General features: G+C 45.5%; 30 protein-coding genes and 1 pseudogene. 25 read left to right on the top strand and 6 right to left on the bottom strand.

All coding sequences use genetic code 11. The features are described 5' to 3' along the window. Nucleotides 1–72: 72 nt before the first annotated feature. A complete protein-coding gene (locus CW734_RS16820; protein WP_232787117.1) occupies nucleotides 73–1212 on the bottom strand; it encodes an MFS transporter in 1140 nt (379 codons plus the stop codon). On the opposite strand from CW734_RS16820, the gene CW734_RS16815 reads away from it, so the two are divergent. The 10 genes from CW734_RS16815 (at nucleotide 1197) to CW734_RS16775 (ending at nucleotide 6196) form a co-directional block, all read left to right on the top strand. Next, on the top strand, nucleotides 1197–1733 hold the full coding sequence (locus tag CW734_RS16815) for a hypothetical protein (protein WP_180956234.1): 537 nt from the start codon (nucleotides 1197–1199) through the stop codon (nucleotides 1731–1733). The two genes, CW734_RS16820 and CW734_RS16815, sit on opposite strands and share 16 nt — an antisense overlap. Nucleotides 1734–1865: 132 nt before the next feature. Next, entirely contained in the window at nucleotides 1866–2063 is a 198-nt protein-coding gene (locus CW734_RS16810; protein ID WP_101805629.1) for a hypothetical protein, read from the top strand. Nucleotides 2064–2115: 52 nt separating this feature from the next. Further along, complete coding sequence (locus tag CW734_RS16805; protein ID WP_101191896.1) at nucleotides 2116–2613, top strand: DinB family protein; 498 nt, start codon at nucleotides 2116–2118, stop codon at nucleotides 2611–2613. A 92-nt stretch (nucleotides 2614–2705) separates the two neighbouring features. Further along, nucleotides 2706–3080 carry a YciI family protein gene (locus tag CW734_RS16800; RefSeq protein WP_101191895.1) on the top strand — a complete coding sequence of 125 codons (375 nt, stop codon included), beginning with the start codon at nucleotides 2706–2708 and terminating at the stop codon, nucleotides 3078–3080. A gap of 119 nt (nucleotides 3081–3199) precedes the next feature. Next, complete coding sequence (locus CW734_RS16795; RefSeq protein WP_101191894.1) at nucleotides 3200–3733, top strand: GNAT family N-acetyltransferase; 534 nt, start codon at nucleotides 3200–3202, stop codon at nucleotides 3731–3733. A 57-nt stretch (nucleotides 3734–3790) separates the two neighbouring features. Continuing rightward, complete coding sequence (locus tag CW734_RS16790) at nucleotides 3791–4477, top strand: phosphopantothenoylcysteine decarboxylase domain-containing protein (RefSeq protein ID WP_101191893.1); 687 nt, start codon at nucleotides 3791–3793, stop codon at nucleotides 4475–4477. Between the two features lie 46 nt (nucleotides 4478–4523). Beyond that, the gene (locus tag CW734_RS16785; RefSeq protein ID WP_101191892.1) at nucleotides 4524–4877 is read left to right on the top strand and encodes a cupin domain-containing protein; all 354 of its coding nucleotides are present in this window, start codon (nucleotides 4524–4526) and stop codon (nucleotides 4875–4877) included. Between the two features lie 43 nt (nucleotides 4878–4920). Further along, a complete protein-coding gene (locus CW734_RS19780; RefSeq protein ID WP_332871008.1) occupies nucleotides 4921–5076 on the top strand; it encodes a hypothetical protein in 156 nt (51 codons plus the stop codon). Next, nucleotides 5070–5432: a GNAT family N-acetyltransferase gene (locus CW734_RS16780; protein ID WP_332871007.1), complete on the top strand. Its 363-nt coding sequence runs from the start codon at nucleotides 5070–5072 to the stop codon at nucleotides 5430–5432. The genes CW734_RS19780 and CW734_RS16780 overlap by 7 nt, the downstream gene beginning before the upstream one ends. 161 nt (nucleotides 5433–5593) lie before the next feature. Further along, nucleotides 5594–6196 (top strand): MEDS domain-containing protein, encoded by a 603-nt coding sequence (locus CW734_RS16775; RefSeq protein WP_157824185.1) that lies wholly within the window; start codon nucleotides 5594–5596, stop codon nucleotides 6194–6196. A gap of 66 nt (nucleotides 6197–6262) precedes the next feature. On the opposite strand, the gene CW734_RS16770 is transcribed toward CW734_RS16775, so the two are convergent. Beyond that, nucleotides 6263–7390 carry a 2-methylaconitate cis-trans isomerase PrpF family protein gene (locus tag CW734_RS16770; protein ID WP_101191890.1) on the bottom strand — a complete coding sequence of 376 codons (1128 nt, stop codon included), beginning with the start codon at nucleotides 7388–7390 and terminating at the stop codon, nucleotides 6263–6265. A gap of 128 nt (nucleotides 7391–7518) precedes the next feature. On the opposite strand from CW734_RS16770, the gene CW734_RS16765 reads away from it, so the two are divergent. Then, nucleotides 7519–8394 (top strand): LysR family transcriptional regulator, encoded by an 876-nt coding sequence (locus CW734_RS16765; RefSeq protein WP_101191889.1) that lies wholly within the window; start codon nucleotides 7519–7521, stop codon nucleotides 8392–8394. A gap of 154 nt (nucleotides 8395–8548) precedes the next feature. Next, nucleotides 8549–9856, top strand: a complete 1308-nt coding sequence (locus tag CW734_RS16760; RefSeq protein ID WP_058382540.1) for a CitMHS family transporter — start codon at nucleotides 8549–8551, stop codon at nucleotides 9854–9856. A 270-nt stretch (nucleotides 9857–10126) separates the two neighbouring features. Here the strand turns inward: CW734_RS16760 and yyaC are convergent, their stop codons facing one another. Continuing rightward, nucleotides 10127–10726 (bottom strand): spore protease YyaC, encoded by a 600-nt coding sequence (gene yyaC / locus CW734_RS16755; protein ID WP_232787115.1) that lies wholly within the window; start codon nucleotides 10724–10726, stop codon nucleotides 10127–10129. A gap of 266 nt (nucleotides 10727–10992) precedes the next feature. Between yyaC and CW734_RS16750 the strand changes: the two genes are divergently transcribed. Genes CW734_RS16750 through CW734_RS16740 form a run of 3 tightly spaced genes read left to right on the top strand, consistent with a single transcriptional unit; the run spans nucleotide 10993 to nucleotide 13517 of the window. Next, complete coding sequence (locus CW734_RS16750) at nucleotides 10993–11754, top strand: hypothetical protein (RefSeq protein ID WP_145990619.1); 762 nt, start codon at nucleotides 10993–10995, stop codon at nucleotides 11752–11754. Beyond that, on the top strand, nucleotides 11751–12977 hold the full coding sequence (locus tag CW734_RS16745; protein ID WP_101191887.1) for a glycosyltransferase family 2 protein: 1227 nt from the start codon (nucleotides 11751–11753) through the stop codon (nucleotides 12975–12977). Before CW734_RS16750 ends, CW734_RS16745 begins: the two co-directional genes overlap by 4 nt. Further along, nucleotides 12978–13517, top strand: a complete 540-nt coding sequence (locus CW734_RS16740; RefSeq protein ID WP_101191886.1) for a GNAT family N-acetyltransferase — start codon at nucleotides 12978–12980, stop codon at nucleotides 13515–13517. An 89-nt stretch (nucleotides 13518–13606) separates the two neighbouring features. On the opposite strand, the gene CW734_RS16735 is transcribed toward CW734_RS16740, so the two are convergent. Together CW734_RS16735 and CW734_RS16730 are read right to left on the bottom strand one after the other, a co-directional pair. Continuing rightward, nucleotides 13607–14017, bottom strand: a complete 411-nt coding sequence (locus CW734_RS16735) for a GNAT family N-acetyltransferase (protein ID WP_101191885.1) — start codon at nucleotides 14015–14017, stop codon at nucleotides 13607–13609. 126 nt (nucleotides 14018–14143) lie between these two features. Next, on the bottom strand, nucleotides 14144–14902 hold the full coding sequence (locus CW734_RS16730) for an alpha/beta fold hydrolase (RefSeq protein WP_101191884.1): 759 nt from the start codon (nucleotides 14900–14902) through the stop codon (nucleotides 14144–14146). 157 nt (nucleotides 14903–15059) lie between these two features. On the opposite strand from CW734_RS16730, the gene CW734_RS16725 reads away from it, so the two are divergent. The 6 genes from CW734_RS16725 to CW734_RS16695 all read left to right on the top strand — a co-directional run bounded on the left by CW734_RS16725 (nucleotide 15060) and on the right by CW734_RS16695 (nucleotide 19439). Further along, complete coding sequence (locus CW734_RS16725) at nucleotides 15060–15692, top strand: histidine phosphatase family protein (RefSeq protein WP_101191883.1); 633 nt, start codon at nucleotides 15060–15062, stop codon at nucleotides 15690–15692. A gap of 34 nt (nucleotides 15693–15726) precedes the next feature. Continuing rightward, nucleotides 15727–16275 carry a GNAT family N-acetyltransferase gene (locus tag CW734_RS16720; RefSeq protein ID WP_101191882.1) on the top strand — a complete coding sequence of 183 codons (549 nt, stop codon included), beginning with the start codon at nucleotides 15727–15729 and terminating at the stop codon, nucleotides 16273–16275. Between the two features lie 255 nt (nucleotides 16276–16530). Then, nucleotides 16531–17076 carry a nucleoside/nucleotide kinase family protein gene (locus CW734_RS16710; RefSeq protein WP_101191880.1) on the top strand — a complete coding sequence of 182 codons (546 nt, stop codon included), beginning with the start codon at nucleotides 16531–16533 and terminating at the stop codon, nucleotides 17074–17076. A gap of 321 nt (nucleotides 17077–17397) precedes the next feature. After that, nucleotides 17398–18822: an anion permease gene (locus CW734_RS16705; protein ID WP_101191879.1), complete on the top strand. Its 1425-nt coding sequence runs from the start codon at nucleotides 17398–17400 to the stop codon at nucleotides 18820–18822. 55 nt (nucleotides 18823–18877) lie between these two features. Then, nucleotides 18878–19225, top strand: a complete 348-nt coding sequence (locus CW734_RS16700; RefSeq protein ID WP_101191878.1) for an ASCH domain-containing protein — start codon at nucleotides 18878–18880, stop codon at nucleotides 19223–19225. A gap of 34 nt (nucleotides 19226–19259) precedes the next feature. Next, nucleotides 19260–19439 (top strand): hypothetical protein, encoded by a 180-nt coding sequence (locus CW734_RS16695; protein ID WP_101191877.1) that lies wholly within the window; start codon nucleotides 19260–19262, stop codon nucleotides 19437–19439. Between the two features lie 86 nt (nucleotides 19440–19525). On the opposite strand, the gene CW734_RS16690 is transcribed toward CW734_RS16695, so the two are convergent. Beyond that, on the bottom strand, nucleotides 19526–20383 hold the full coding sequence (locus CW734_RS16690; RefSeq protein ID WP_101191876.1) for an SDR family oxidoreductase: 858 nt from the start codon (nucleotides 20381–20383) through the stop codon (nucleotides 19526–19528). A gap of 187 nt (nucleotides 20384–20570) precedes the next feature. Between CW734_RS16690 and CW734_RS16685 the strand changes: the two genes are divergently transcribed. The 4 genes and pseudogenes from CW734_RS16685 (at nucleotide 20571) to CW734_RS16670 (ending at nucleotide 23692) form a co-directional block, all read left to right on the top strand. After that, complete coding sequence (locus CW734_RS16685; RefSeq protein ID WP_101191875.1) at nucleotides 20571–21005, top strand: Rrf2 family transcriptional regulator; 435 nt, start codon at nucleotides 20571–20573, stop codon at nucleotides 21003–21005. Nucleotides 21006–21146: 141 nt separating this feature from the next. Further along, a pseudogene (locus CW734_RS16680) lies at nucleotides 21147–21852 on the top strand (class I SAM-dependent methyltransferase). Nucleotides 21853–21890: 38 nt separating this feature from the next. Beyond that, entirely contained in the window at nucleotides 21891–23138 is a 1248-nt protein-coding gene (locus CW734_RS16675) for an MFS transporter (RefSeq protein WP_101191874.1), read from the top strand. Nucleotides 23139–23197: 59 nt separating this feature from the next. After that, nucleotides 23198–23692, top strand: coding sequence for a GNAT family N-acetyltransferase (locus CW734_RS16670; RefSeq protein WP_101191873.1), 495 nt, complete (start codon nucleotides 23198–23200; stop codon nucleotides 23690–23692). Nucleotides 23693–23699: the final 7 nt, after the last annotated feature.

Below are 23699 nucleotides of genomic sequence, written 5' to 3'. Positions count from 1 at the left end.
CAAGAAAAACATTTCGCATTCCGAAAAAATGAATCATGCAGCAAGGGGAGTTGCCCCATAGCACTGTCTCACTTATTGCTCGAGGCCAGCCTTGGCGCGTGCTGTGGAAAAATCATCCGCCCGGTCCAAGCGGGTGCTGAGAAACGCGAGCCCTGATGCAAGCAAAGCACATAATGCGCCGACCCAGGACAGATGGATATAGCCGCCTTGTGCGACGACGTATCCGCCGAGTGTCGCACCTAGCGCGATGCCGATATTCACAGCGACAGGCGTCAGCGAGGAAGCGAAATCTTTAGCTGCAGGTGAATAGACCGTAGCCAAATTCATCAAATACATTTGGATGGTGGCATTCATCGCATAAATCATGATGGCCATCAGCATGAGGCTGACGAGCCCTGCGAAAGTCGTTCCCATCGTGAAATACAGGGAAGCCAATATGACTGCTTGCACGATGAATACATAACGCAGCTTGCTGACGCCGTTGCGCCCGGCGATCTTGCCGGCCAATACATTGCTGAGAATGGAGAAGGCACCGTATGCGAGCAGGACGGCACTCACATAGCGTGTCGGGATGCCCATGCCGTCTTCCAAGATCGGCGTGATGTACGTATAAATGGTGTAGGTGCCGGCAATTGAAAAGGTCGGGATAAAGAAAGCCAAAATCATCCGTGGATTCGCCAACAATCCGAGCTGGTCCTTAGCGGAGGCTTTAACGACTTTCAATTTGCGCGGCAGGATGAAGATGGCCATCACTAAACTGATGACGCCGAGCAAGGTCGTGAACCAAAACGTCAGCTGCCAATTGCCGAGCTGGCCGATCAATGTGCCGAGAGGGACGCCGATGACATTGGAAATGGTGAAGCCGGCGAAAATAAGGGCGATGATCGGGCCTTTTTTGTTTTCCGGCATGATGTCGCTGGCAATGCTCATCGATAAAGCGACCAAGACGCCGCTGACGACGGCTGTAATGATGCGCGAGAAAATCAGCAATTCATACGATCCGGATAATGCGCTGAGGATGTTGCCGGCGGTGAAGATGGAGATCAAGGTCAGCATCAGCGGATATTTGGGAAAGCGGCTGACAAAAGCGGTCAAAAAGGGCGTTCCGATGGCATAAGCGATCGCAAACCCAGAAACGAGCGTCCCTGCAACTGCCAAGCTGATATTCAAGTCGGCCGATACTTCGGCGAGCAGGTGTGAAGGGCGCGGCACCAGAGTTTTTTCAATTCCACGTTTCTGAACAATTAAGCTATACGCTCGAGTTGTTCGCTGGAAAGCATATCGCCCTGCATAAACTGACACGAGCACAAGCGGTTGAGACCGGAAAGGCACTCGGTGAGATTTACCGGAAAACAGAAGAGATCCCGCACGGCTTGGACGGTTTCGGCTATCTGCATTGGACGGAAGAAAGCGGGCTGAGAGGCAGCATCACCGGAGATGTCCGCCGTTTTTTGAAAGAAGAAAGTGAAGAGCATTTGTCGGATTACCGGGAACTCAGCGATGCGCGACCTGAATTTCAGGACGCTGCGGTGAATGATGCTCTGAACTTGGCAGTGGAGCTCCGGGAGCGGGGCTTCACCCAGCCGCGCCTCAGCAATCAAGACGCTTCACCGGAAAATATATTGATCAACGGCACACAGATTTGCCTGATCGATCCGTTCCCAAATATTTACTACCCGAGGGGAATGGCGGGGAACTTCATGAACCTCTATGAAACATTCTTTATCGCATGATCGGAGACCGAGCGCTATAAAAAACATCAGTTTGCGGCGTGTGCAGTCAATCTGAAGGCCATCGCCGATGGGTTTTTGGACGGCTATAGCGATCGCGACAAACAGGTTGCGGCCGAAGTCAGGGGGGAACAATTGCTGCAGCTTCTGGAAACCGCCTATAGCCATTTTCATTTATTGTCTGGGAAACTGCCGGAAGAAGCGCGCATTCGCTACGGCGACAAGCAGCAAATTGAAGAGAGGCTCGCGACATTGGCGGGTGAATTGAAAGCTTTGGCTGCATCGCAAGTCGGAAATCTGACAGAAGCATTGGAGAACGAAGTAAGCCCTTAAATATATTCATGTGCTAGTAGGTAAAGAAATGAAAACCTTGAGGAGGGCTCGTATGAGCGGCATAGAAGTGCTTTCTATGTTTCAAAAGGAGCTTAGTACCTATTCACCTGAGCAGCTGCGGAGTATTCCCGAAGAAGGCGTATGGTCTATTGGCCAAATGTACGACCACTTAATCGTAGTGGCGCATGAGTATCTCGACAATGTGGCCGTTTGTTCGGAAGCAAAAGAGGATCCATTCTTAGAGAAAACCCCTGCTGGCAAAGAATTATTTCATAATAAGGGCTTTCCGCCAATCAAAATCAGGTTGCCGGACGAAATGAATGCTCCTCCCAATAATTCAGACAGCCAGGAAGATCTGATCAACAGGATGGAAAAGTTAATTCAAAGGGTCGAGTATTGGGAATCGCAAGTGGATGCAATCTCTCCAGAGCGTAAAGCGAAACATGGCGGGTTCGGCTGGCTGAACGCAAGAGAATGGCTGGATTTAGTGGAGATGCACTCTCGCCACCATCTGCGTCAAAAAGAAGCGTTGGAACGGTATCTGAAATAGATTGAGTCCAGCAAGTGTCTATGGCGGCTTACTTCACTTCCACAAATTTTACCGAAGAGCTTGGCAGAAGTTTTTATGAGGGAGGTTTTTGGATGAAATACTTGGGCTTGGGATATTTTGATAAGAAAAAAATGGACGCATTACCGAAAGAAAAAGTAGAGGCGATCATGCAGAAATGTCAGGTGCATCTCGAGGAATTCTATAAAAGCGGTCAAGTAGTGACAGATGTTGGCGTTGCTCAGGAAGCAAAGAGCTTACAGCGGGTAGACGGCAAGCTCCAAGTTGGAGAAAACCAGTTGACTCAGCTCGAAAAAATGATTGGAAGCGCGTTTATCATAGAAGCTCAAAATATCGAGGAGGCCATCGAAATAGCTTCTCTGCATCCGACAGTACAGGTCACAGAAGGAGAGCAATTAGCTTGGGACATCGAAATTCGAGCCATCGATTCTTTCTATATGAAAAACTAAAGCGGCTGCGGCCGCTTTAGTTTTCATTTTTGCTGTTTTCAGGAACCGTTCATTTAGAGGAAGCTAACTGAAATGCCGGAAGAGAAAGTAACTAGACAATTATAAAAGGAGACGGGGACATGGATTTTCGAGTATTGGCCACAGACAGGCTGGAACTCGTACATATCGAAAAACATCACGCCAAAAGCTTCTTTGACATCATGTCGAGAGACGAAGTGACTAAATATTACGGCATGAGCAGTTTAACGGAAATGGGCGATGCTGAAAAAATAATCGAGTCGTTCAGGCAAACCTTCGAAAGCGGCAGAGGGATCCGCTGGGGAATCATCGTGAAAGAAACAGGCGCTTTCATCGGGACAGTCGGGTTGAACAATTTGAACCTCAAAAGCAAAAAAGCGGAAATCGGCTTTGAGCTGCACCCGTCCTATTGGAACAAAGGTTATGTCTCAGAAGCCGTCAAAGAAGTATTGGCGTATTGTTTCGGCCAGCTCGGAATATTTCGATTGGGTGCTGTCACGTTTCCCGAAAATGGAGCGTCTATCGCTTTGCTGCAAAAATTGGGATTTGAAAAAGAAGGCATGCTAAGGGGCTATCTGTATCAAGACAATCGTTCCCATGATGCGTTTATCTTTTCGCTATTGGCTGATGAATAGATGTCAAACTCGATTTCGATAATTTCAAGTGTTTCTGGAAAATAAGAAGCAGTGATGATGATAGGAAAAACTATATTAATAACAAGCGGCGGCTGTTTAGAGAAATGGGATAAGGTACGAGGCCATACTAATTTAGCGACTGGAAACATGGGCAAGTTAATAGCTGAAGAATTTTTGCGACAGGGAGCGGCTGTCATCTATTTACATGGCTATTTTTCAGTAAAGCCAGTAATGGATGAAGGACAAAACTTAAAGTTGGAAAGGTTTGAAGGGATTTTAGATCTTGAGTCACAAATGAAAAAAATCATTAGCAATGAAAAAATCGATGCCGTAGTCATGGCCGCGGCGGGATCTGATTGGACCATAGATTACCTGACTGATCAAAATGGTGAAATCATATCCCAAGATGGGAAAATATCGAGTGAAAATCCTCCGATAATTCATTTGAAGAAAGCGCCTAAAATACTAAAGCAAATCAAATCGTGGGATACCAAACTGCTATTGGTCGGTTTTAAGCTAGAAAGCGATTTGAATAAAGATGCGCTCATCAAAAGAGCAGAAATTAGAATGCTGGATTCTGGTGCTGATTATATGGTCGCCAATTCTTCGGAGTCTCTTTTTACGCAAGAGACAGTGCATTATATATTCGATAAAGAAATGAACATACATGAGTATGTAAACAAAGTGGAAACTGCTAAAGGCATCGCAGAGGCTGTGGAAAAGGGTTTGTTGCAAGCTCATTAAGCGATTCAATTCCAATAGACAATAATTAGTTGAAGGGACAGGTGAAATGGAGCTTTTCAAATTCGATAGAAGCAATGGCAAGAAGATTTCCAAGTTCAACTCGGATTTCATCATGTCCCGAATTACTCAAACGGCCCAACCCGCTCATATCAGCTGTATGCATTTAGGCGAAGATGGAGTGGTTGGGTATCACCAAGCAACAAGCCCTCAGCTGCTTTTAATCGTGAGTGGAGAAGGACTTGTTAGGGCTGAACAAGAAGAATATTTCAAAGTCAAAGCTGGCGATGCAGTGTTTTGGAACAAAGATGAATGGCACGAAACAAAGACAAGCACAGGTTTGATGGCCATCGTCATCGAAAGCGAGGAACTAGTACCATCTATGTATATTTCAAGTATATAAATGTGTTCAACAACTTAAAATCTATCCATTAGGAGATGAGCCTATGGAAATCACATTGCATTTGCTCCAACGACAGGATGCAGAAAGCTTATTCCAGTTTGAATCTGAGAATCGCGAGTTTTCGAGCGGCTGGTGCCTAGCCGTGGAGATGATTTCTACGTCTTCGAACATTTTGTTTCAAGGCATCGTGAGTTGTTGAAAGAACAAGAAGACGGCTTTGCTAATTTCTACCTGATCAAGAACGATACAGGAGACATTTTGGGGAGAATCAATTTGGTGGATATGGACGAACTCAATAAAACGGCAGAAATCGGATTTCGCATAGGGGCGAAATACGGAGGGCAAGGGATCGGAAACCGGGCCTTGGGGCTCTTGCTTGGTACCGATTTAGGGTTGAGGAAAATATATGGGAAAACGACGACCGTTAACCATGGCTCTCAAAAAATATTGATGAAAAACGGATTTCAAGAAGTGGAGGTCGGGGAAGAGGAATTCGAAATGAACGGGCAGAATGTGCGCTTTGTGCATTATTTGTGGGAAAACGTCGAAAACTGAGTAGATTGTAAAATTCCTTTAGTATTTTTCCAAAACATGATATATTTTGGGAAAGCGATAGAACGTGTATTCGATAGACTCGTTTCAGTTTTTAAATTCGAATGCCGGAGCGTCATGAGGATAGGCAGGATCGCAAAAGTACGGGGAAAAGGAAGTGTAAGATGGAACAGCAGATACCAGCACTTACGTTAAAGATCAGAAACAGCTCCGGCGGCCACATCTTTTATCTAACAAAAGAAACGAAGCACTATATTAATAATATTGTCGTTTTCATTTTGGACGGCTTAAAGAACGATGAACATGTATTGATTGTGGAAAACAACCGTTTGACTCCTTTGGTCCGCAAACGGTTACAAGCGGTTTTGACGGCCGAAGAACTGGCTAAGGTCCATTTTTTCGATAGTTACAAATTGTATTGGCATAAAGGAAATTTCCATCCGAGCACGATCGTCGAATATTTCCAGGAAAGCTTCGACGTTTCCGTGATGTCCTGCCAGTATTTTCGGACTTGGGGGCATATCGAATGGAACACAGGTGACGGCTTGGAAGAAGAGCTGCTCTCGTACGAAAAACAGGTAGACGAGTTGATCACAGCACAAAATTTGATTGCGGTCTGTGCATACGACGCCATCCGTGTCGAGCAGCATTTGCAGGATAAGCTTGCCTTGTACCACGACTACCTGATGGAAGATGAAGAAATCGTATTTTCAGGGGGAACACGCACCTCCCAGCGCCCCTTGGTAAATGAGACAACCGGAAGATAAATGACTTCGTAAGTACGAAAAGGCTTCCCGAAAAGATCATGAAGATGATCTTGCGGGAAGCCTTTTTTAGACGGCTGATATAACGCGATGATAGCTGCCTTTAGTATGGACATAGCCTTCCAAGATGAGGCGCGCGGTTCGGACGACCTTGATATTGCTGATATGCCCGGCGATGAGGTCCACTTTCGTTTCGATGATTCCGGATGGGTGGCCGAGGCGGACGATATTGGCATCGATCCGGATCAGGTCATTCAGGATGGTATCGGGCAAGAAAGCTCCCGCTGTTGTGCAGATTGCACCGGTTATGGCCAATGCCTGATGCGGTTTTTGCATAGACATCATCCGGATCCGGCAATCCATGGTGTCGGCTTCCCGCCGAATGCCGTTGACGTCCGAGTAAGCGGCAGGCGGGGCTACGAGCGTCAACTTTGGCACTGCGGGGGATTTGATTGTTGCTTCTTCTTTCGAACAGAATCCACATAATTCTGCCGCAGCTGCCCGGATTTCCTCCAGCTGCCCGAGCATTTGCGGAGTGAAATCGGCAGGCAGTTCAGAGCCGGTCAATCCCACATCCTGCGCTTTGACGAACACCAAGGGATTGGCCACATCGATAATCGAGACGGCAACCGTGCCGAAAGCGGTCTTGATGTGATCGACTGGCTTGCCGGTCGGGAAAAGCATGCCTGTGACGGCGCCTTGCGCGTCGGTGAAAGATAAATAGATGGGCGAGCCGGTGCCCGGGACGCCTGGAATTTCACATTCACCTTCCGTTTTCACCTGCCCGTGTTCGACTTCTACTTCGGCGATGATCACTTTTTGTGTATTGGTATTGAAGATTTTGACGCTCGTCATCGGCTCTACTGCCGGAACGAGCCCTTGCTCGATAGCATAAGGGCCGACTGCGGAAGAAATATTGCCGCAATTGCCGCGGAAATCGACCAATTGATTTTCGATGCTCACTTGCGCAAACGTATACTCCACGTCAATATCCGGAATCGCCGATTTTTTGATGATGGCGGCTTTGCTCGTCAATGAAGTGCCGCCTCCCAAACCGTCAATTTGCCGTTGATCCGGGCTTCCCATGATATCCAACAGAAAACCATCCCACAGAGTTCGGTCTACGGGCATATCCTCAAAATTAATAAAAATCCCTTTGCTGGTTCCTCCACGCATTACTGATATTGGTACTTTCATGCTGCAGCCACCTTTCGTAAGTTCGATTGCTTATGAAAAAAGCTTATGGTATTTTTAGTCATAAGTGAAATAGATATTATTAAGGTGTTGTTCTAAAAAATACTTATAACCTGATTGGAGTGGACAGAATGGATGAGAAAGATTGGGAAGCCATGCAAGTGTTGCATGAAGAAAAAAACATCAGTCGCGCTTCGGAACGCTTGTATATTTCGCAGCCGGCTTTGACGTATCGCTTAAAGAATCTGGAGAAAGATATGGGGACAAAGCTTTTCTTCAAAACCAAAAAAGGCATTGAGCTAACCGCAGAGGGAGTCTATCTCGCCCAATACGCGGATGAAATGGTTACGAAATTGCAAAACGCCAAAGATTATATCCAGAATATGAACCAGGAAGTCCAGGGGATCCTGAGGCTCGGGGTATCGAGCAATTTCGCGCAGTATAAATTGCCGGCCTTATTGAAGGAATTCATCACGGCCCATCCGAAAGTACAGTTCAGCGTGAACACGGGATGGAGTGCGGACGTTATGGGATTGCTCAATTCATCGGAAGTCCATTTGGGGATTTTGCGCGGCGACTATAACTGGACCGGGTCAAAATCGCTGTTGCATACGGAACAACTGTTTTTAATCTCGAAAAATGAAGTGAATATGGAAGAAGTGCCTGAATTGCCGTTTATCAATTACAAAACTGACAGCTCCTTGAAAGACATCATCAATAAATGGTGGCACGATCAATACAACGAGCCGCCGATCATTACGATGGAGACTGACCGGCAGGAGACGTGCAAGGAAATGGTCAAGAACGACTTAGGAATCGCCATCCTTCCCGAAATTTGCCTGCGCCCTTCCGATGAGATCCATAAATATCCGTTGTTCTATAAAGACGGGGAACCGGTTATGCGGGATACGTGGCTGATGTACAACCAGGAATTTTTGAAGCTGTCGACCGTCCAAAAGTTTGTAGATTTCTTGAAAAACCACCCGTCGCTTCTGTCCGAAGTTTAGGTTATAAGTTTTTTTGTGTCTTTATTATAAATTCTCTCTATTTTACTTATTTTAAGTAATAGAATATTCTTAAAACTGATTCGTATCGCTAATTTGCCAAGTGGTGGGAAATTTAATTGTTATGTAAGCGAATACATTTAGAGGGGGAATTTATATTCTTACACTATTAGGGGTTTCCATGGTAATTGTATTTACGTATTTGATCATGGCGAAAAAAATGTCGCCGGTCTCCGCGTTGGTGGTGGTGCCAATCGTCTTTGCCGTCATCGGCGGATTTTGGTCCGGTTTAGGGACGATGATGATGGACGGGCTTAAACAAGTCGCCCCGTCTGCAGCTTTGTTGCTGTTTGCGATTTTGTTCTTTGGCATTTTGATCGATGCCGGGCTGTTTGATCCTTTGATCAATAGAGTTATGAAGCTGGTGAAAGGGGATCCGGTGAAGATTGCGATTGGGACAGCGGTCATCGCCATGATTGCTTCGTTGGATGGCGATGGCACGACGACGCATATGATCACCATTTCGGCGATGCTCGCTCTTTATATCCGCCTCGGCATGAACCCGTTGGTGTTGGCGACCATTTCCATTATGTCCGTCAGCATCATCAGCGGAATGACCCCGTGGGGCGGTCCGGCGACAAGGGCTATCGCTGCGTTAGGGTTGGATGCCAATGAATTTTTCATTCCCATTCTTCCAACGATGTTTGCAGGGATCCTGAGCATTTTGGGAATAGCGTATATGATGGGCAAAAAGGAGCGCGAACGGCTCGGCATCATTAAAGTGGAAAACATTCCTGCTAATTCCGAGAGCATGCTTCAAGTTGCCGCTACCCATGCATTGGACGAAGATTTGAAAAAGCCGCAATTGATCTGGGTCAACCTCGTGTTGGTACTGGCCGTCATGAGCGTTTTGGTAACGGGGATTTTGCCCGCTGCCGTCAGTTTCTTGATCGGCTTCGTGTTGGCGGCTGCGATTAATTATCCAGACCTGCAAATGCAAAAAGAACGCATTCTGGCGCATTCAGGTAATGCCATAACGGTCGTGGTGTTAGTCTTTGCGGCTGGTATCTTCTCCGGAATCTTTTCCGGAACTCAAATGGTCGATGCCATTTCCAACTCGTTGATTTCGATCATTCCGGCGTCTGTCGGCTCATACTACCCATTGATCGTTGCTATTACGAGCATGCCGTTTACGTTTGCTTTGTCGAATGACGCTTATTATTTCGGAGTGTTGCCAATCTTGGCGGAAGCGGGCGCTGCATACGGCGTGAGCCCTCTTGAAATCGCACGCGCTTCCGTATTGGGGCAGCCGATCCACTTCTTGAGCCCATTGGTGGCTTCGACCTTATTGGTAGTGGGGATGATCAGGAAGGATTTCGGGGAGATGCAAAAATTCGCATTCAAATGGGCATTCCTTTGCTGCTTATCCATTATTGCGGTGGCTTTCATTACCGGGGCCATTTAACTTTAGGGAATTTTAAGAACTCGTATTTTCCGAAGCTTATCGCTCGCTTTCCGCGGGCGGGAATCGAGCCTCCTCGTCACTTCGTTCCTGCGGGGTCTCTCAAACCCGTCGCTTCGCTGCTCCCGCAGGAGTCGAGCGAACGCTTCTCCAAATACTTAGGTAGATCATTGATTTTTGAATGTAGAAAAGATAATTCTTTTTAACTCATAGCGAATTATAGGCTTCTTCCATACTAAAAAAAAAATCCGCCCGGCTGGGACGGAATCTTTTTTATTGGCTTGCTTGTTGATCGCTTTCGGTGATGACGCGAGCGATTAATCGGGACAGCTTCATGACGGTGTGGAGGCGAGTGTCGTTCAGGAACTGGGAAGTCGGAAGGGGATCCAAATAATTCACGATTCCCTGGAAATGATAGTCGCCAGTTTCTGGAAGCATTCTCTCCAGCGCTTTCCCCGGCATCAGCGGAGCGTCTACAAACAGAACATCGCCTACTTGTTCTTTCGCGCCAAGGCTCGCATCTACGCAGATGATCAGCGGATGGTGATAGGTTTTTTGAATGTCTTTTAAAGCAGGCTTTAAATTGAACGCATGGATAGGCTCTTCCAATGTCCCGTATACGCGCTCGATTTTGGCGTTTTCTACAATCAAGCTCCCGGTGAGAGGCCCCAAGGAATCGCCGATATACCGGTCAGACCCGATGCACAAATAAACGATTTCGCGCTGCTCGGAACGTGCTTCGCGGAGAATTGCCGACAAATTGTCGATGATTGCCTGCAATGCTTCAGGTGCAGTCTGCTCATTAAACTGAAGCGTATTTTTGGGTTTGGTTGCAACTTCGTGGAGTTTATGTCTGCGGAAGGTATTCATCATGTTATACCACCTCTATACGTACTTTTATCGATTAAGTCCATTATAACCGGAATACTTCTGAGCGCATAAAATGAAGACATGCCCTAAGGGAAGAAAAGGGACATATTCGTCTTTTCTGAGCCATAAATTAAAAAAGTTAATAATTACCATATAATAGACTTAAAATACTCCCTTCCGAACAGAGTACTGATAGATAAATCGGCTCAAAATTAGTAAGCTATGTATAGGCGCCAGATCCGATTATGCGTGCTGGGAAGGAAATCAATATGATGAAGAACTTTGTTTTGACGGCACTTATTTTAGCGTTGCTATTCAATGGCTGGCTGGTGGCTTATTTTGCAGTACCCAATTATCTCGAGCTGATTGCCGTTGGGCTGTTGTCGCTTGTATTCATGTCCATTCTTAGTGAACGTTATATTTTTTTATATGCAATCACGATGGTTTTATTATACGGAGCTTATTTAACGGTAACCTCATTCGGCCAGTCATTGCCTGAGGGCATGCAGGTGCAATACATGTATAGCCATTTGCTATTCACCAGTTTTCATTTGAGTTTTTGGATGCTGATGAACGCTGTGAAAAAAATAGGCTATCAAAATTCAGATTTGCAGCATCAGGTCCAATTGCTCCAAAAATACAGACAAGGATCTCAAATCCTCACATTGACTGAGTTTAAAGATCAGGCAGAGTGGGTGTTAAAATCGACTGCCCGCAATGGAAAGGAATCGTATTTCCTGAAGGTTGAACTAGAGTCTGCGAAGAAGAGGACGAAACAGAATGTACAGGAAATGCTTGAAAAAGCCGCCCTTCAATCCATTCGTCAAAAATACGATTTAGTTTCAAGCGAATTTGGCATCATCTACTTCCTTTTAAAAGATACCCATCAAGAAGGCGCGGACATTGTCATGGAGCGCTTCCGGGAAAAAAGCCAAGCAGAACTGAATTTCATCATGCCTCCTTATCGATTTGAACAGGTTCATATTAAAGATGCTCAGCAGTTGAATGAGTTGTTGGGGGCAAGATCATGACACAAGTGATTTTGCTCATCATGCTGTTCTTTTGGATGCTGTTGATTTTTTATTCCATCCTGACTATTTCCGGCGTGTGGTATCGAATGCGATTTAAAAAGCCGCCAAAGCTGTCAGACTATCCTAGCGTCGCCGTGTTGATCCCTGCTCATAACGAAGGCATTGTCATGGAAGATACCTTGAGGGCAATGGCGAGGTTGCAATATAGCGGCCAATTGGATATCTATGTACTAGACGATAATTCGAAAGACGAGACTGCAGAGATTGCACAGGAATTCGCGGAAGTGTTTTCGAGAATCCATTACATTCCTGTACCCGTCAGTTCTCCTTCTGGGAAATCCCGTGTATTGAATTATGGGCTGAGTATTTCACAGTCGGATTACTTTGTTGTATACGATGCAGATAATGAACCCGAACCCGATGCAGTGAAGTTATTGGTAGAAGTCGCAGAACAGACTAAGAAAGCCGCCGGTGCAGTAGGTTATGTCAAAACCAAAAATGCACATACCAACACGCTGACCCGAATGATCGGCCTAGAGTTTCAAGTGTTTCAATTGTTGATGCAATGTGGGCGCTGGCAGTTTTTGAAACTCGGATCCCTAGCAGGCACGAATATGCTGCTTCGCAGAAGTGTGTTGGAAGAATTGGGTGGCTATGACGTCCATGCTCTAGCGGAAGATGCAGAGTTGACGGTGAGGCTTCACGCGAAGGGCTATGAGTTACCAGTAGTACCAGAATCAAAAACATGGGAACAAGAACCGGAAAAATTATTGACGTTTATCAAGCAGCGCACACGCTGGCTTACGGGGAATATTTATTTGCTGGAGAAGTCATTCAAGGACCTTTCTCATTGGAGGGGAAAAACTTTTTTCTTGAGCCTACAGCATGTACTGACGTATTTGGTTTTCGTACTCGTCCTTTTATTCTCGGATATCTTTTTCATCATGAGTATTCTGGGAATGGAATTGCCGAATATGGAAGCCCCATTACTGATGCTGTGGTTCATGAGCTATATTGTCTACACGGCCCAGTTATTGAGCGCATTGGTTGTGGATAGGAATGTATCTCCTAAAAACGTTTTCTTCATCTTCATCATGTATTTCACTTATGCCCAATTATTCATTATCCTATTGCTTCGCAGCGTGACGGTCTACATCTGGAGCCGTCTTCGCGGCAACACGATTGCATGGGACAAAACAAAGCGTTTTAAGGGAGTGGGGTAAATGGTGAGCAACTCGATTCAATTAAGAGAATTTAAGAAAAGCGATTGGGAAGATGTACACAAATACGCCTCTCTAGAAATAGTTTGCCGTACACAGCCATGGGGCCCGAATTCGGTAGAAGAAACGATCGAGTACGTCGATCAAATCATTGTGGATGCTGAAAAAATTCCGAGGATACGGTTTGCGTATGCTGTAGTTCATACAGAAGATGACGCAATGATCGGCGCTGGCGAACTTACTATCAAAAGCTTTGAGAACAGCACAGCAGAAATCGGCTATATTATTAATCCTGATTATTGGGGCAGGGGAGTCGCCACAGAAGTTGCTCAAAAGCTCATTGGTTTTGGTTTTGATAAATTAAATCTCCACCGGATTTATGCCACATGTGCACCTGAAAACATCGCTTCACGAAAAGTCCTAGAGAAGGCAGGTCTTTTGTTCGAAGGGCAGTTGAGAGAAACTTTGTGGGTAAAGGGCAAATGGAGAGATTCGCTTCTTTATAGTGTTTTGGAAAATGAATGGGATGGACAGGGAAAATAGGTTTTGACTTGCACAATAGACATTCTCATATCATCGACAAAAGCACATTCGGTAAAATTGAATGTGCTTTTTGTTATTTCAAACTCCCATTAATCCATTTTAGCAAAGGCTACGAGCGTCCCTACATCACATGAACGAAATCCGTTCTTTTCGTAGAAATGACGAACATTCGGCGCTTCTTCGGTTAATAGTACTTTTTGGCGTACTCCGCTGAATTTATACAAGGTTTGGTGCATAAGATCTGAAGCAATTCCCTTGTTTTGCTGACTTGCTAACACGAGAATATCTTGGATATAAACAATCGTTAACCCATCGCCGACTACACGAATCAGCCCGACTAACTTGTCTTTTTCCCATGCAGATAATACATACAACGAACATAATAGGGCTTGTTCCAGCTGATCCATATCCTTTGTATAGGCATACCATTCAGCATCTTCGTAAAGTGCTTTCAACTGCTCCCGTGGGATTTGCTTATGTTCTTTGAATATAATGGCCATTAATTTTCCTCCTCAAAATTATTATTTTGAAGAGCGTGAACGCAATTTTTCCACTGTCTTATGCCTCCTTTCAGAACTAGGCATCTTTATAAATTATTTTCGTTTATTCTCAAGCTAATGAGTTTTTCAGTCGCTTCCTGCTCCAGGATACTTCAACGAATCATACATCTGCTGAATTTCATGAATGACGGCTTGTGGACTATCGATATGAACGAAATGTCCCGCATCTTCCAGTATGACGTGACGGCTATTGGTGCTCAGACTGGCTAGGTCTCTCTGGAAATTCATCCAGTGATTCCAGGACTCTTCAGTATGATCAGGCTGGTTGCCGCCGGTTACGACGGTTAAGGGGATGTTGCCTAGCGTTTTGTATTTCCGCACTTGCTCCAAGCTTTCTTCGAATTCCGCTAAAGTGCCTTCTGCTCCAAACTGTCCGTAATAATCAGCTTGCATGTCAGGAGACAATTCATCAGCCATCAGTTTATTTTGATCTTCGTGGCATGAATCCAAAAGAATCAGTCCAGCTACTTCTTCCGGATACATGCTTGCGTAAAGGCGGACATTCAAGCCGCCGAAAGAATGGCCGACTAGTATATATGGAGGTTTTATTTCCTTTTCTTGAAGCAAGCTGCGCAGATTCGCAACATTTTGAAGGCTATGGTGCGGACGCGAGTCTCCAGTGCTCCGCCCAAGACCAGCTCGGTCGTAGATGAGCAGTTGAGAAAAAGAAGCGACTTCCGCCTTGATGCTGTTCCATCTCCTCGTGGGCACCCCATACCCTGAATCGAAAACAATTACAGGTCCATCCGTACGTTCCCCTAACACTTTGCAATAAAGCTGAATTCCTCCGATATCAACGCGTGCATCTTCCATCTGTTTCGTCATATACTTCCTCCATTTCATCGAACAATTCATCTGAGTAGTACTTGAAAAAATATTTCCCTAATTATACTACAATATTCTGTAAATTGGTTGGATGTATATACAATAATTGGATATAGTAAGAGGGGCAGTTAATTTACAAAACATACGAGGTGGGCGAATGTTAAGACTCTATATTACGAGGCACGGAGAAACACAGTGGAATATTGAAAAGAAAATGCAAGGATGGCAGGATTCACCTTTGACAGCCAAAGGAATTCAAAATGCATTATGGCTGAGTGAAAGAATGGAGCTAGTCGATATAGATGTAATTTATGCGAGTCCAAGTGGCAGAGCACAACATACTGCGGAACTGATTCGTGGAAACAAGCCAACTCAGATCGTATTTGATCCCAATTTGAAGGAAATCAATATGGGGGAGTGGGAAGGCCACAATGTATCAGCCATCAAAGAACAGGATCAAGCAAGCTTCCATGCATTTTGGAATGAGCCGGCCTCGTATAAGCCAAGTGGCGGTGAATCGTTCCCTGAATTGATCGAGAGAGTCGGGACAGCTTTAAAAGAAATCGAAGCGAAACATTCTTCTGGCAACGTCTTGATCGTCACGCATTCAGTCGTCATCAAAGCGCTATTCATGATTTTCAAAGACACAGAAATCGAACACTTCTGGGCACCGCCGTATATTGAGGACACCAGCCTCACTATCGTAGAAGTCGATGACACAGGCTATCGAGTAAGCTTGGAAGGCTGTACGGTACATAAAGAAAACAACGATGAGAGATTAAAACTTTAGGGTTAAGCGGATGCAGAAAGGTAGATAATAAATAATGGTTGAAATTAAAGGAAGAAAAATTGAGTTAATCGAAAATACAGCAGAGAGCTTGGATGAACTATATTTTTGGCGGTTTGAAGAAAAAGAGCAAGAAGCGAAAAAATGGAATGGGCCGTATATTCCTGAAGAATATATGAGCAAAGAACAGCACAGGAAAAAGTGGCTAAATGATGGGGAGATTGCTGCAGGCGTCCCGACGTCTCTTGCGATTAGGGCTGAAGGACAAGTGATCGGTTATGTAGGCGCATATTGGGTGGACCAGAACACCAATTGGCTCGAAACGGGAATCGTCATCTACGATAAAAATTACTGGAATGGCGGTTACGGCAGAGAAGCCTATACCTTATGGATCGATTTCCTTTTCGAATCGACGGACCTGCACAGACTCGGAATGTCGACCTGGTCAGGCAATGAAAGAATGATGAAAGTTGCAGAAAGGCTCGGCATGAAAGAAGAGGCACGCATCAGAAATGCGCGGATTGTGGAAGGGCAATACTTCGACGCCATCAAAATGGGGATGCTGCGAGAAGAATGGGAAAAGTAGGCACTGTTTATTTAAAAGAATCGATGCAAAGAAATATTTTAAGAGGAGTGTTTAGTTGAATAAAAAAACTCACATATTTTTAGTCATTGTCCTAGCGATCAATACGCTAAGATACGGCACTTATCTAATGGAAGGCGACACACATATCTATTACATCATTATGTTTTTGATCAATCTTATAGCTATGTTATTTGTCATTGTCTCTAGGTTGAATAGAAAAAGACCGGAAACTGATAGTTCCATAAGAGAGAGCCGGTGAACAATTTGAATAAACCCATCACCATAGCAATCGCTGGTGTTTCAGGCGGCGGTAAAACTGCGCTCACCACTCATTTGGCAACACATACAAATAACGCCAAAGCGCTGTTCTTTGATGATTACGACTTGGACGGGCCGGAAGATGTATTGGAATGGATCGACCGCGGCGCCCATGTTCATGAGTGGGATCTCGAGCCGATCGTTGCAGATCTCAAAGATTTGCTGAAGCAACCGTTGGAATACATATTTTTAGACTATCCGTTTGCGTATCAACATACGAAAATGAAAGAATTTATTGATCTGGCTGTCTTCATTGAGACACCGCTCGATCTTGCCCTGGCCAGGCGAATTAGTAGAGACTTTCAAAATAGTTCCGGAGAAGAAATAGTGGCACAAGTGAATCATTATGCAAGTCATGGAAGGCGCGCTTATCTCAACATGATCGAAACGATTCAGCCGGATTCTGATTTACTTGTAGATGGAACTTGGACTATTGAGACCCTTGCCGATCAAATCATGAAGAATGGAAGGCAACTGTCGTAAACGCCGTTTGAGAACTACAAAATTAACAAGTTGAATGAAGAAAATTTCGAATTTATGTGTCAGTTGATCATCGTAAAAACAGCCATCCCTATTGATAGCGCATACAATTTTTTGTGAACAAAAAGTCAAAATTTACAACAACACAAAAGCAGTTAAATGCCGTTCCCGCCGTTCCGGGGTTGAGGGCAACTGTCGGGTAAAAGTAAGCGTATTCCTGTTTCTGATCCGCATAAAATAGCCGAGCGGATATATTAATCCAACAGTCGGAAAGGCGTATAATCCTCCTTGCATAAAATACAGTATTTAAAAAGGAGAAGTAGGATGAATACTCAAAAACAAGGAGAAGTGAACTGGAAGTTGCTCTTAATTTGTGTCGGCATTGGAGCGATTATCTGGTTCATTCCCGCACCTGCTGGATTGGAAACGGATGCTTGGCATTTGTTCAGTATCTTTGTGGCTACGATTGTGGCATTGGTGATCAAACCGATACCGATGGGAAGCACGGCCATTCTTGCGCTGACGGTGATTGCGTTAACCCAAATCCTTACCTTGGAACAATCGTTAAGCGGATTTCAAAACACGACCATTTGGCTGATTGTCATCGCTTTTTTCATTTCCCGTGGATTTATCAAAACCGGCTTAGGGACACGGGTTTCGTATCTGTTTGTCCGGCTGTTCGGCAAGAAAACGCTCGGCTTGTCGTATTCGATGCTGCTGAGTGATTTGATCTTGGCACCAGCCATGCCATCGAATACGGCACGGGCCGGCGGAATCATTTTCCCGATCATTCGCTCGCTTTCCGAAACGTACGACTCGAGAGTCGGAGACGGCACGGAGCGGCGCATCGGGTCATTTTTGGTCAAGGTCTCTTTCCAAGGAGATATGATCACTTCGGCGATGTTTGTCACGGCTATGGCCGCGAACCCGCTCGCTGTCCAGATTACACAGGAAATCACAGGAGAGACAATCACTTGGGGCGGTTGGGCGCTCGCTGCATTAGTGCCCGGCTTGATCAGTTTGGCGCTCATTCCTTTTGTGATTTACAAATTGTACCCGCCTGAATTAAAAGAAACACCGGAAGCCTCTGCCATTGCGGTAGAGAAATTGAAGGAAATGGGGCCGATGAAAAAAGAAGAACGCTATATGATCGGCGTCTTCGTCCTGCTGTTATCGCTCTGGATTTTTGGCGGAAACTTCGGCATCAGTGCGACGACCAGCGCGTTCGTGGGACTCTGTGTGCTGCTGCTCAGCGGCGTGTTGACCTGGTCGGATATCAAAAAAGAGCAAGGTGCCTGGGATACGCTCGTCTGGTTCTCTGTACTTGTCATGATGGCGACGTATTTGAACGAATTGGGCATGATTCCTTGGTTTAGCGATTTGATGGGGAATGCCGTCGGACAAATGTCGTGGATGATGACCTTAGTAATCCTGGCGATCGTCTATTTTTACTCTCATTATTTCTTTGCCAGCAACACGGCTCACGTCAGCGCGATGTATGCGGCGTTCTTGTCGGTCATCGTGGCTTCAGGCGCACCACCGCTCCTGTCAGCACTGATTCTCGCGTTCTTCTCGAACTTGTTCAGCTGCTTGACGCATTACGGCGCTGGCCCGGCTCCGGTCTTTTTCGGAAGCGGCTATGTCAGCCAAAAGAAATGGTGGAGCCTTGGGTTCATCATTTCCCTTATCCACATTGTGGTCTGGTTTGGCGCAGGCGGCCTATGGTGGAAAGCGCTTGGCCTATGGTAATAAAGAATAAATTTCTCGAACTTTTTTCTACTAACGATGACTTTGGAGGATATCGATGGAGCACAAAATGAAACTTTACGAAGAACCTTTCCGGGCAATCCAGTCCGGAAAGAAAACGATCGAAATCAGGCTATACGATCCAAAGAGACGAAAATTGAAAGAGGAAGACACGATAGAATTCACGCAACTGCCCGGCGAAGACGAAAAACTAACGGTGAAAATCACAAAGTTATGCACATATCCTACGTTTCGGGAAATGTTTGAAGACATTCCTGCTGAGAAATTCGGAATTGTGGATAACAATATTGAAAAACGCGTGAAATCCATCCACACCCTCTATTCGCCAGCGCGTGAACAGGAATGGGGCAGCTTAGCGATTGAAATTGAGCTGCTTTCTTCTTAAAATGGGGGATAAGCTGTTGAAGGAGCTGTAGGAAATGACAAAAACCATGATTATGTTTTCCACAGGCTTAATAATGTTTATGGCAGGTATGTATATATCCACATACTTATCCACTTTTGCGGTGGCCGTCGGGACTGCGCTGGCTGTAGCAGGTGGGTGGTTTATGGGAAGCAGCGCCTTTTTCTTACTGAAAACCCAAAAGAGATCAAACTAGGATGCTCAATTTAATTAGAGGTGAGTTATGCACATAATAAAAAACGGAGCTGATCGACAAGATCAGCTCCGTTTTTTTTGTAGTTTTTATTTTGAAACCAGCTGCGCCAGACCATCGTTGATCGGTGTTAGCGGACGTCCGAGAACTTGTTCGAAATCGCTGTTTGCGACTTCGAGCGAACCGTTGCGAATGCTTTCCTGGATGCCGACGACAATCGGGATGGCGAAGTCCGGCACGCCGGCACTCTTCATGACCTCTGCGTATTCTTCGTCGCTTACTTGCTTCACTGGAACTTGTTTATCCAATACGTCACCAAGTGCCGAAGCCAGTTGTTCCTGTGTTAACAAGGGGCCGGAAAGTTCGTAAGTTTTGTTTTCATGGCCGCTGCCAGTCAATACGGCGACAGCTGCGTCGGCGTAATCCTGCTGTAAAGCCCAGCCGACTTTTCCTTCTCCAGCCGAAGTGACCCAAGGCGCGCCTGCTTCCACAGCTTGAATGCTGCCTATTTCATTTTCCAAATACCAATTATTGCGAAGGAATGTATAAGGGATGCCCGTTTTAATGATGGCAGCTTCTGTCGCTACATGCGGCGGAGCCATCAGGTTTTTGCTTTCTGTCGCATTGGCGAGGCTCGTATAGGCGATAAATTTAACCCCTGCGCGCTCGGCGGCGTGAACCGCATTTTCGTGCTGGCGGATTCTTGTTTCGTTGTCGCCGTCGGTTGAAATGATCAATAAGCGGTCGATTCCTTGAAAAGCTTGATCCAATGTTTCCGGAGCATCGAAATCACCGTGGCGAACGTCTACGCCTTGAGCGCGCAGGTCTTCAGCCTTTTCGGGATTGCGGACACTTACAGCAAGATCGCTAGCAGGTACTTGTTGCAATAAAGATGCCACTACTTTTGAGCCCAGTTTTCCTGTTGCCCCTGTCACCAAAATTTTCATCAATAATTCCTCCTGTTCATTTCTTCTTGTAACTGAATTGATTACACGTTTAGTTTATTCACTTGTAACCAACTTGTCAACAGGTTGGATTTAATATATTTTTAACTCGAAATTTGTTACAATTACTTGTAACCGAAACAATTACATCATGTGAAATTCAACATAAATAAGCAATGGAGGGCTCAACATGTCAATCAGCAGCCGATTTGCCGTCGGAATCCATATACTGGCGTTAATTGATTTGAATAAAGAAACCGCCTCATCTTCCGAATTTATCGCGGGCAGCGTCAACACCAATGCAGCGGTCATCAGAAAAATCATGGGAATGCTGAAAAAAGCAGGATTGATCGAAGTGCAGCCAGGAGTGGCGGGCGCTAAACTTTCGAGAGAGTTATCGGAAATCACGCTGTTCGATATTTACAAGGCAGTGAACGTGGTCGAGGTGAACGAATTATTCAGCATCCACGACAAGCCGCATCCCGATTGTGTGGTCGGCAAAAACATCCAAAGCACCATCGAGCCGATCTTCATGGCCGCTCAGTCGGCGATGGAAAAAGTGTTCCAGAACCTGACGCTCGAAGACATCGTGAAAGATATTGAAGCGAAAGAGCATATTCAGTGAAAAAGACATTCCAAGCGGATGTCTTTTTTTTATTGAGAAGAACTTTACCAGCATTTGAAATGATGTAAAATTCAATTATTACAAATGGCTCGTGGGAATTATTGGTATAATAATCTTTGGAATATGAAGGAGTAGTGAATCATGAAAAATCGAATCAAAGAAACCTTCAATAATCTTGCTGGCGCATATGAACATTCGACAGACACACAGAATTTATACAATAGTGAGTACGAAAGACCGGCAATGCTTGCCCAGTGGCCAAAGAATCTAAATGGCCAAAGAATATTGGATGCCGGATGTGCGGCAGGGTGGTACAGAGAACAATTGGTCGATAAAGGAGCGCAGGTGACTGCTGTGGATATGAGTCCAGAAATGACCGCTGCTACTAAGAGACGAATCGGGGAGAAAGCAGATGTCATGTGTTTGGATTTGACGGATGCTTTGCCTTTCGAAGAAGGAATATTCGATTACATCGTCAGTTCGTTGACGCTCCATTACATCGAAGACTGGGAGTTCACATTCAAAGAGTTCCGCCGCATATTAAAACCTGGGGGCGAGTTGCTGTTCTCGGTCCATCATCCGTTCACCGATATTAAGTTGTCACGTGATATGGAATACTTCTCAACAATTGATCGTGGACACATGGAAAAAGGAAGGAAAAGTCTACGAAGTCCCGTTTTTTAGAAGGCCGCTGGGCGACATCTTAACGAAAACACTGCAGCACTTTTCAGTAGAACAGGTCATTGAACCAAGACCCACAAAAAGGTTCAAGGAGCTGGATGCTGAGCGGTACGGACGTTTGATGAAAGCGCCAAACTTTTTGATTGTAAAAGCGACTAAACAATAGACTTTTAAACAATCGGCTCAGCGGAAAGGGGAAGTAGGATGGACAAAAAACTAAAAGGGTGGAAAGATCCAGCGGTTCTCTTGCTGTCACTTGGAATCGCAGGCATCGGGGACTTCATCTATTTAGTAGCGATCAATATCATCGTTTATCAAATGACGGGATCGGCTGCGGCTGTCGCTGGACTGTGGATTGTAGGGCCGATCGTCAATATTCTGACGAAGTTTTGGACAGGCAGTTTCATCGATTACCGAAGCAAGAAATCGGTGATCATCTTCACTTACCTGTTAAGGGCTGGATTCATCGCGCTGATTCCGCTGGCTCCTAATGTTCTGGTCATTTACGTTATTCTGGTTTTCCTGAGCATTGTGAAATCCTTTTTCGGCCCTTCCTCCGTGACCTACATCACGATGCTGGTGCCAACAGGGAAGCGGAAACGATTCAACTCGATTCACTCGTTTACGTCTTCCGGGGCGTTCATTATCGGCCCGTCAATCGGCGGTGTGCTAATTCTCAGCGGTACGATTGAGACGACCTTGTGGATCAATGCCTTATTCTTTGTTTTGGCAGCGTTATTGGTCATGAGGCTTCCGAAACTGGAAGACATCGATCGTGCATCCATCCCATCGCTGACCGTTTCCCAAGTGATCAGCGATTTTAAGGTCGTGACTGATTTCATCGCGCAAAATAAATACATCACATGTATTTATCTGGGCTTCACAGCTGTCCTTATCTTTTCCTTCTCAATGGATGCGCAGGAAGTGGTGTTCACCCAGCAAGTGATCGGCTTGTCGGAACTCGACTACAGCTTATTGATCAGCCTCACCGGCATCGGTTCGGTGAGCGGTGGCCTATTGCTGTCGGTATTTTCCGCTAAAATCTCTATCAGATCGATGATGGTGTATGGCTTGATTTTAACGACAATTGGCTACGTGGTCTATGCGTTTTCTTGGTCCTTCATCTCGGTCATGATTGGCTTTTTGATTTTGGGCTTTTTCATCGTCTTCATGAACGCCGGCATCGCCACTTTCTATCAAAATAATGTTCCGGTGGCGTTAATGGGGCGCATCACAAGCATTTTCCAGCTGTTTCAAAGCACCTTGCAAATTGTCTTTCTGTTGGGAGTCGGCCTGCTAGCGGATTTCATTTCATTAAGGATAACGATTGTCGTCTTAGCAGTAATTATGCTGGCAGGAGCTGTCGTGCTGGCGTTTTTTGTCATGAAACCAGGAAAAGCCGAGCTTTTTGAAGAAGAGGAAGGCATGGAAGAGAATGTGTACGTTCAGTAAAGGGGTGTTTGCGTCCATTGTCTTTGAATAAAATCTTGAAAATTGAAGGAGGATGAAAAATGCCGCATCTTTATACAGATAGGTTAGAGTTGATGACTTTCACGACAGAAATGATGCAAGCCGCGACCTCTACTCGGGACAAGCTGGAACAGGCCACAGGCTATTCCGTAGCCAGTGGGTATCCAAGTGAAACCTATAAAGAAATTCTTCCTTATAAAATTCAGCGCTACCGGCATTTCCCTGAGGAAAACGAATGGGAAGGGCTCATTATCCATAAGCAAGACCAGTGTGTCATCGGGGATATGGGCTTTCGGCGAAGTACCGACAATCCAAAAGAAATTGAATTGGGCTATAGCATCGTTCCCGCTTATGAAGGCTATGGATATGCGACGGAAATGGCCGAAGCAATTATTGAGTGGGGGCTTAAGCTAGAGGGAGTAGAGCGCATTATCGCGAGCTGCGACCCTAATAATGCAGGATCGGCCAGGGTTTTGGAAAAAGCGGGTTTCACCAGTTTGGGTGAGCGTGAAGGGAAAATTTACTGGTCGACATGAAGACCTT

Source organism: Planococcus sp. MB-3u-03, assembly GCF_002833405.1.
Lineage (GTDB): Bacteria > Bacillota > Bacilli > Bacillales_A > Planococcaceae > Planococcus.
Note: the sequence above shows the minus strand (reverse complement) of the source record. Positions and strands in the feature narration are given on the sequence as shown.

Excerpts from the sequence above, each read along its gene's own strand:
- CW734_RS16690 (WP_101191876.1), bottom strand. The coding sequence starts at position 20,383 with ATGAAAATTTTGGTGACAGGGGCAACAGGAAAACTGGGCTCAAAAGTA.
- CW734_RS16720 (WP_101191882.1), top strand. The coding sequence starts at position 15,727 with ATGGTTGAAATTAAAGGAAGAAAAATTGAGTTAATCGAAAATACAGCA.
- CW734_RS16785 (WP_101191892.1), top strand. The coding sequence starts at position 4,524 with ATGGAGCTTTTCAAATTCGATAGAAGCAATGGCAAGAAGATTTCCAAG.
- yyaC (WP_232787115.1), bottom strand. The coding sequence starts at position 10,726 with ATGATGAATACCTTCCGCAGACATAAACTCCACGAAGTTGCAACCAAA.
- CW734_RS16770 (WP_101191890.1), bottom strand. The coding sequence starts at position 7,390 with ATGAAAGTACCAATATCAGTAATGCGTGGAGGAACCAGCAAAGGGATT.
- CW734_RS16675 (WP_101191874.1), top strand. The coding sequence starts at position 21,891 with ATGGACAAAAAACTAAAAGGGTGGAAAGATCCAGCGGTTCTCTTGCTG.
- CW734_RS16700 (WP_101191878.1), top strand. The coding sequence starts at position 18,878 with ATGGAGCACAAAATGAAACTTTACGAAGAACCTTTCCGGGCAATCCAG.
- CW734_RS16750 (WP_145990619.1), top strand. The coding sequence starts at position 10,993 with ATGATGAAGAACTTTGTTTTGACGGCACTTATTTTAGCGTTGCTATTC.
- CW734_RS16790 (WP_101191893.1), top strand. The coding sequence starts at position 3,791 with ATGATAGGAAAAACTATATTAATAACAAGCGGCGGCTGTTTAGAGAAA.
- CW734_RS16670 (WP_101191873.1), top strand. The coding sequence starts at position 23,198 with ATGCCGCATCTTTATACAGATAGGTTAGAGTTGATGACTTTCACGACA.
- CW734_RS16705 (WP_101191879.1), top strand. The coding sequence starts at position 17,398 with ATGAATACTCAAAAACAAGGAGAAGTGAACTGGAAGTTGCTCTTAATT.
- CW734_RS16745 (WP_101191887.1), top strand. The coding sequence starts at position 11,751 with ATGACACAAGTGATTTTGCTCATCATGCTGTTCTTTTGGATGCTGTTG.
- CW734_RS16795 (WP_101191894.1), top strand. The coding sequence starts at position 3,200 with ATGGATTTTCGAGTATTGGCCACAGACAGGCTGGAACTCGTACATATC.
- CW734_RS16775 (WP_157824185.1), top strand. The coding sequence starts at position 5,594 with ATGGAACAGCAGATACCAGCACTTACGTTAAAGATCAGAAACAGCTCC.
- CW734_RS16765 (WP_101191889.1), top strand. The coding sequence starts at position 7,519 with ATGGATGAGAAAGATTGGGAAGCCATGCAAGTGTTGCATGAAGAAAAA.
- CW734_RS16730 (WP_101191884.1), bottom strand. The coding sequence starts at position 14,902 with ATGACGAAACAGATGGAAGATGCACGCGTTGATATCGGAGGAATTCAG.
- CW734_RS16695 (WP_101191877.1), top strand. The coding sequence starts at position 19,260 with ATGACAAAAACCATGATTATGTTTTCCACAGGCTTAATAATGTTTATG.
- CW734_RS16685 (WP_101191875.1), top strand. The coding sequence starts at position 20,571 with ATGTCAATCAGCAGCCGATTTGCCGTCGGAATCCATATACTGGCGTTA.
- CW734_RS16725 (WP_101191883.1), top strand. The coding sequence starts at position 15,060 with ATGTTAAGACTCTATATTACGAGGCACGGAGAAACACAGTGGAATATT.
- CW734_RS16800 (WP_101191895.1), top strand. The coding sequence starts at position 2,706 with ATGAAATACTTGGGCTTGGGATATTTTGATAAGAAAAAAATGGACGCA.
- CW734_RS16740 (WP_101191886.1), top strand. The coding sequence starts at position 12,978 with ATGGTGAGCAACTCGATTCAATTAAGAGAATTTAAGAAAAGCGATTGG.
- CW734_RS16805 (WP_101191896.1), top strand. The coding sequence starts at position 2,116 with ATGAGCGGCATAGAAGTGCTTTCTATGTTTCAAAAGGAGCTTAGTACC.
- CW734_RS16735 (WP_101191885.1), bottom strand. The coding sequence starts at position 14,017 with ATGGCCATTATATTCAAAGAACATAAGCAAATCCCACGGGAGCAGTTG.
- CW734_RS19780 (WP_332871008.1), top strand. The coding sequence starts at position 4,921 with ATGGAAATCACATTGCATTTGCTCCAACGACAGGATGCAGAAAGCTTA.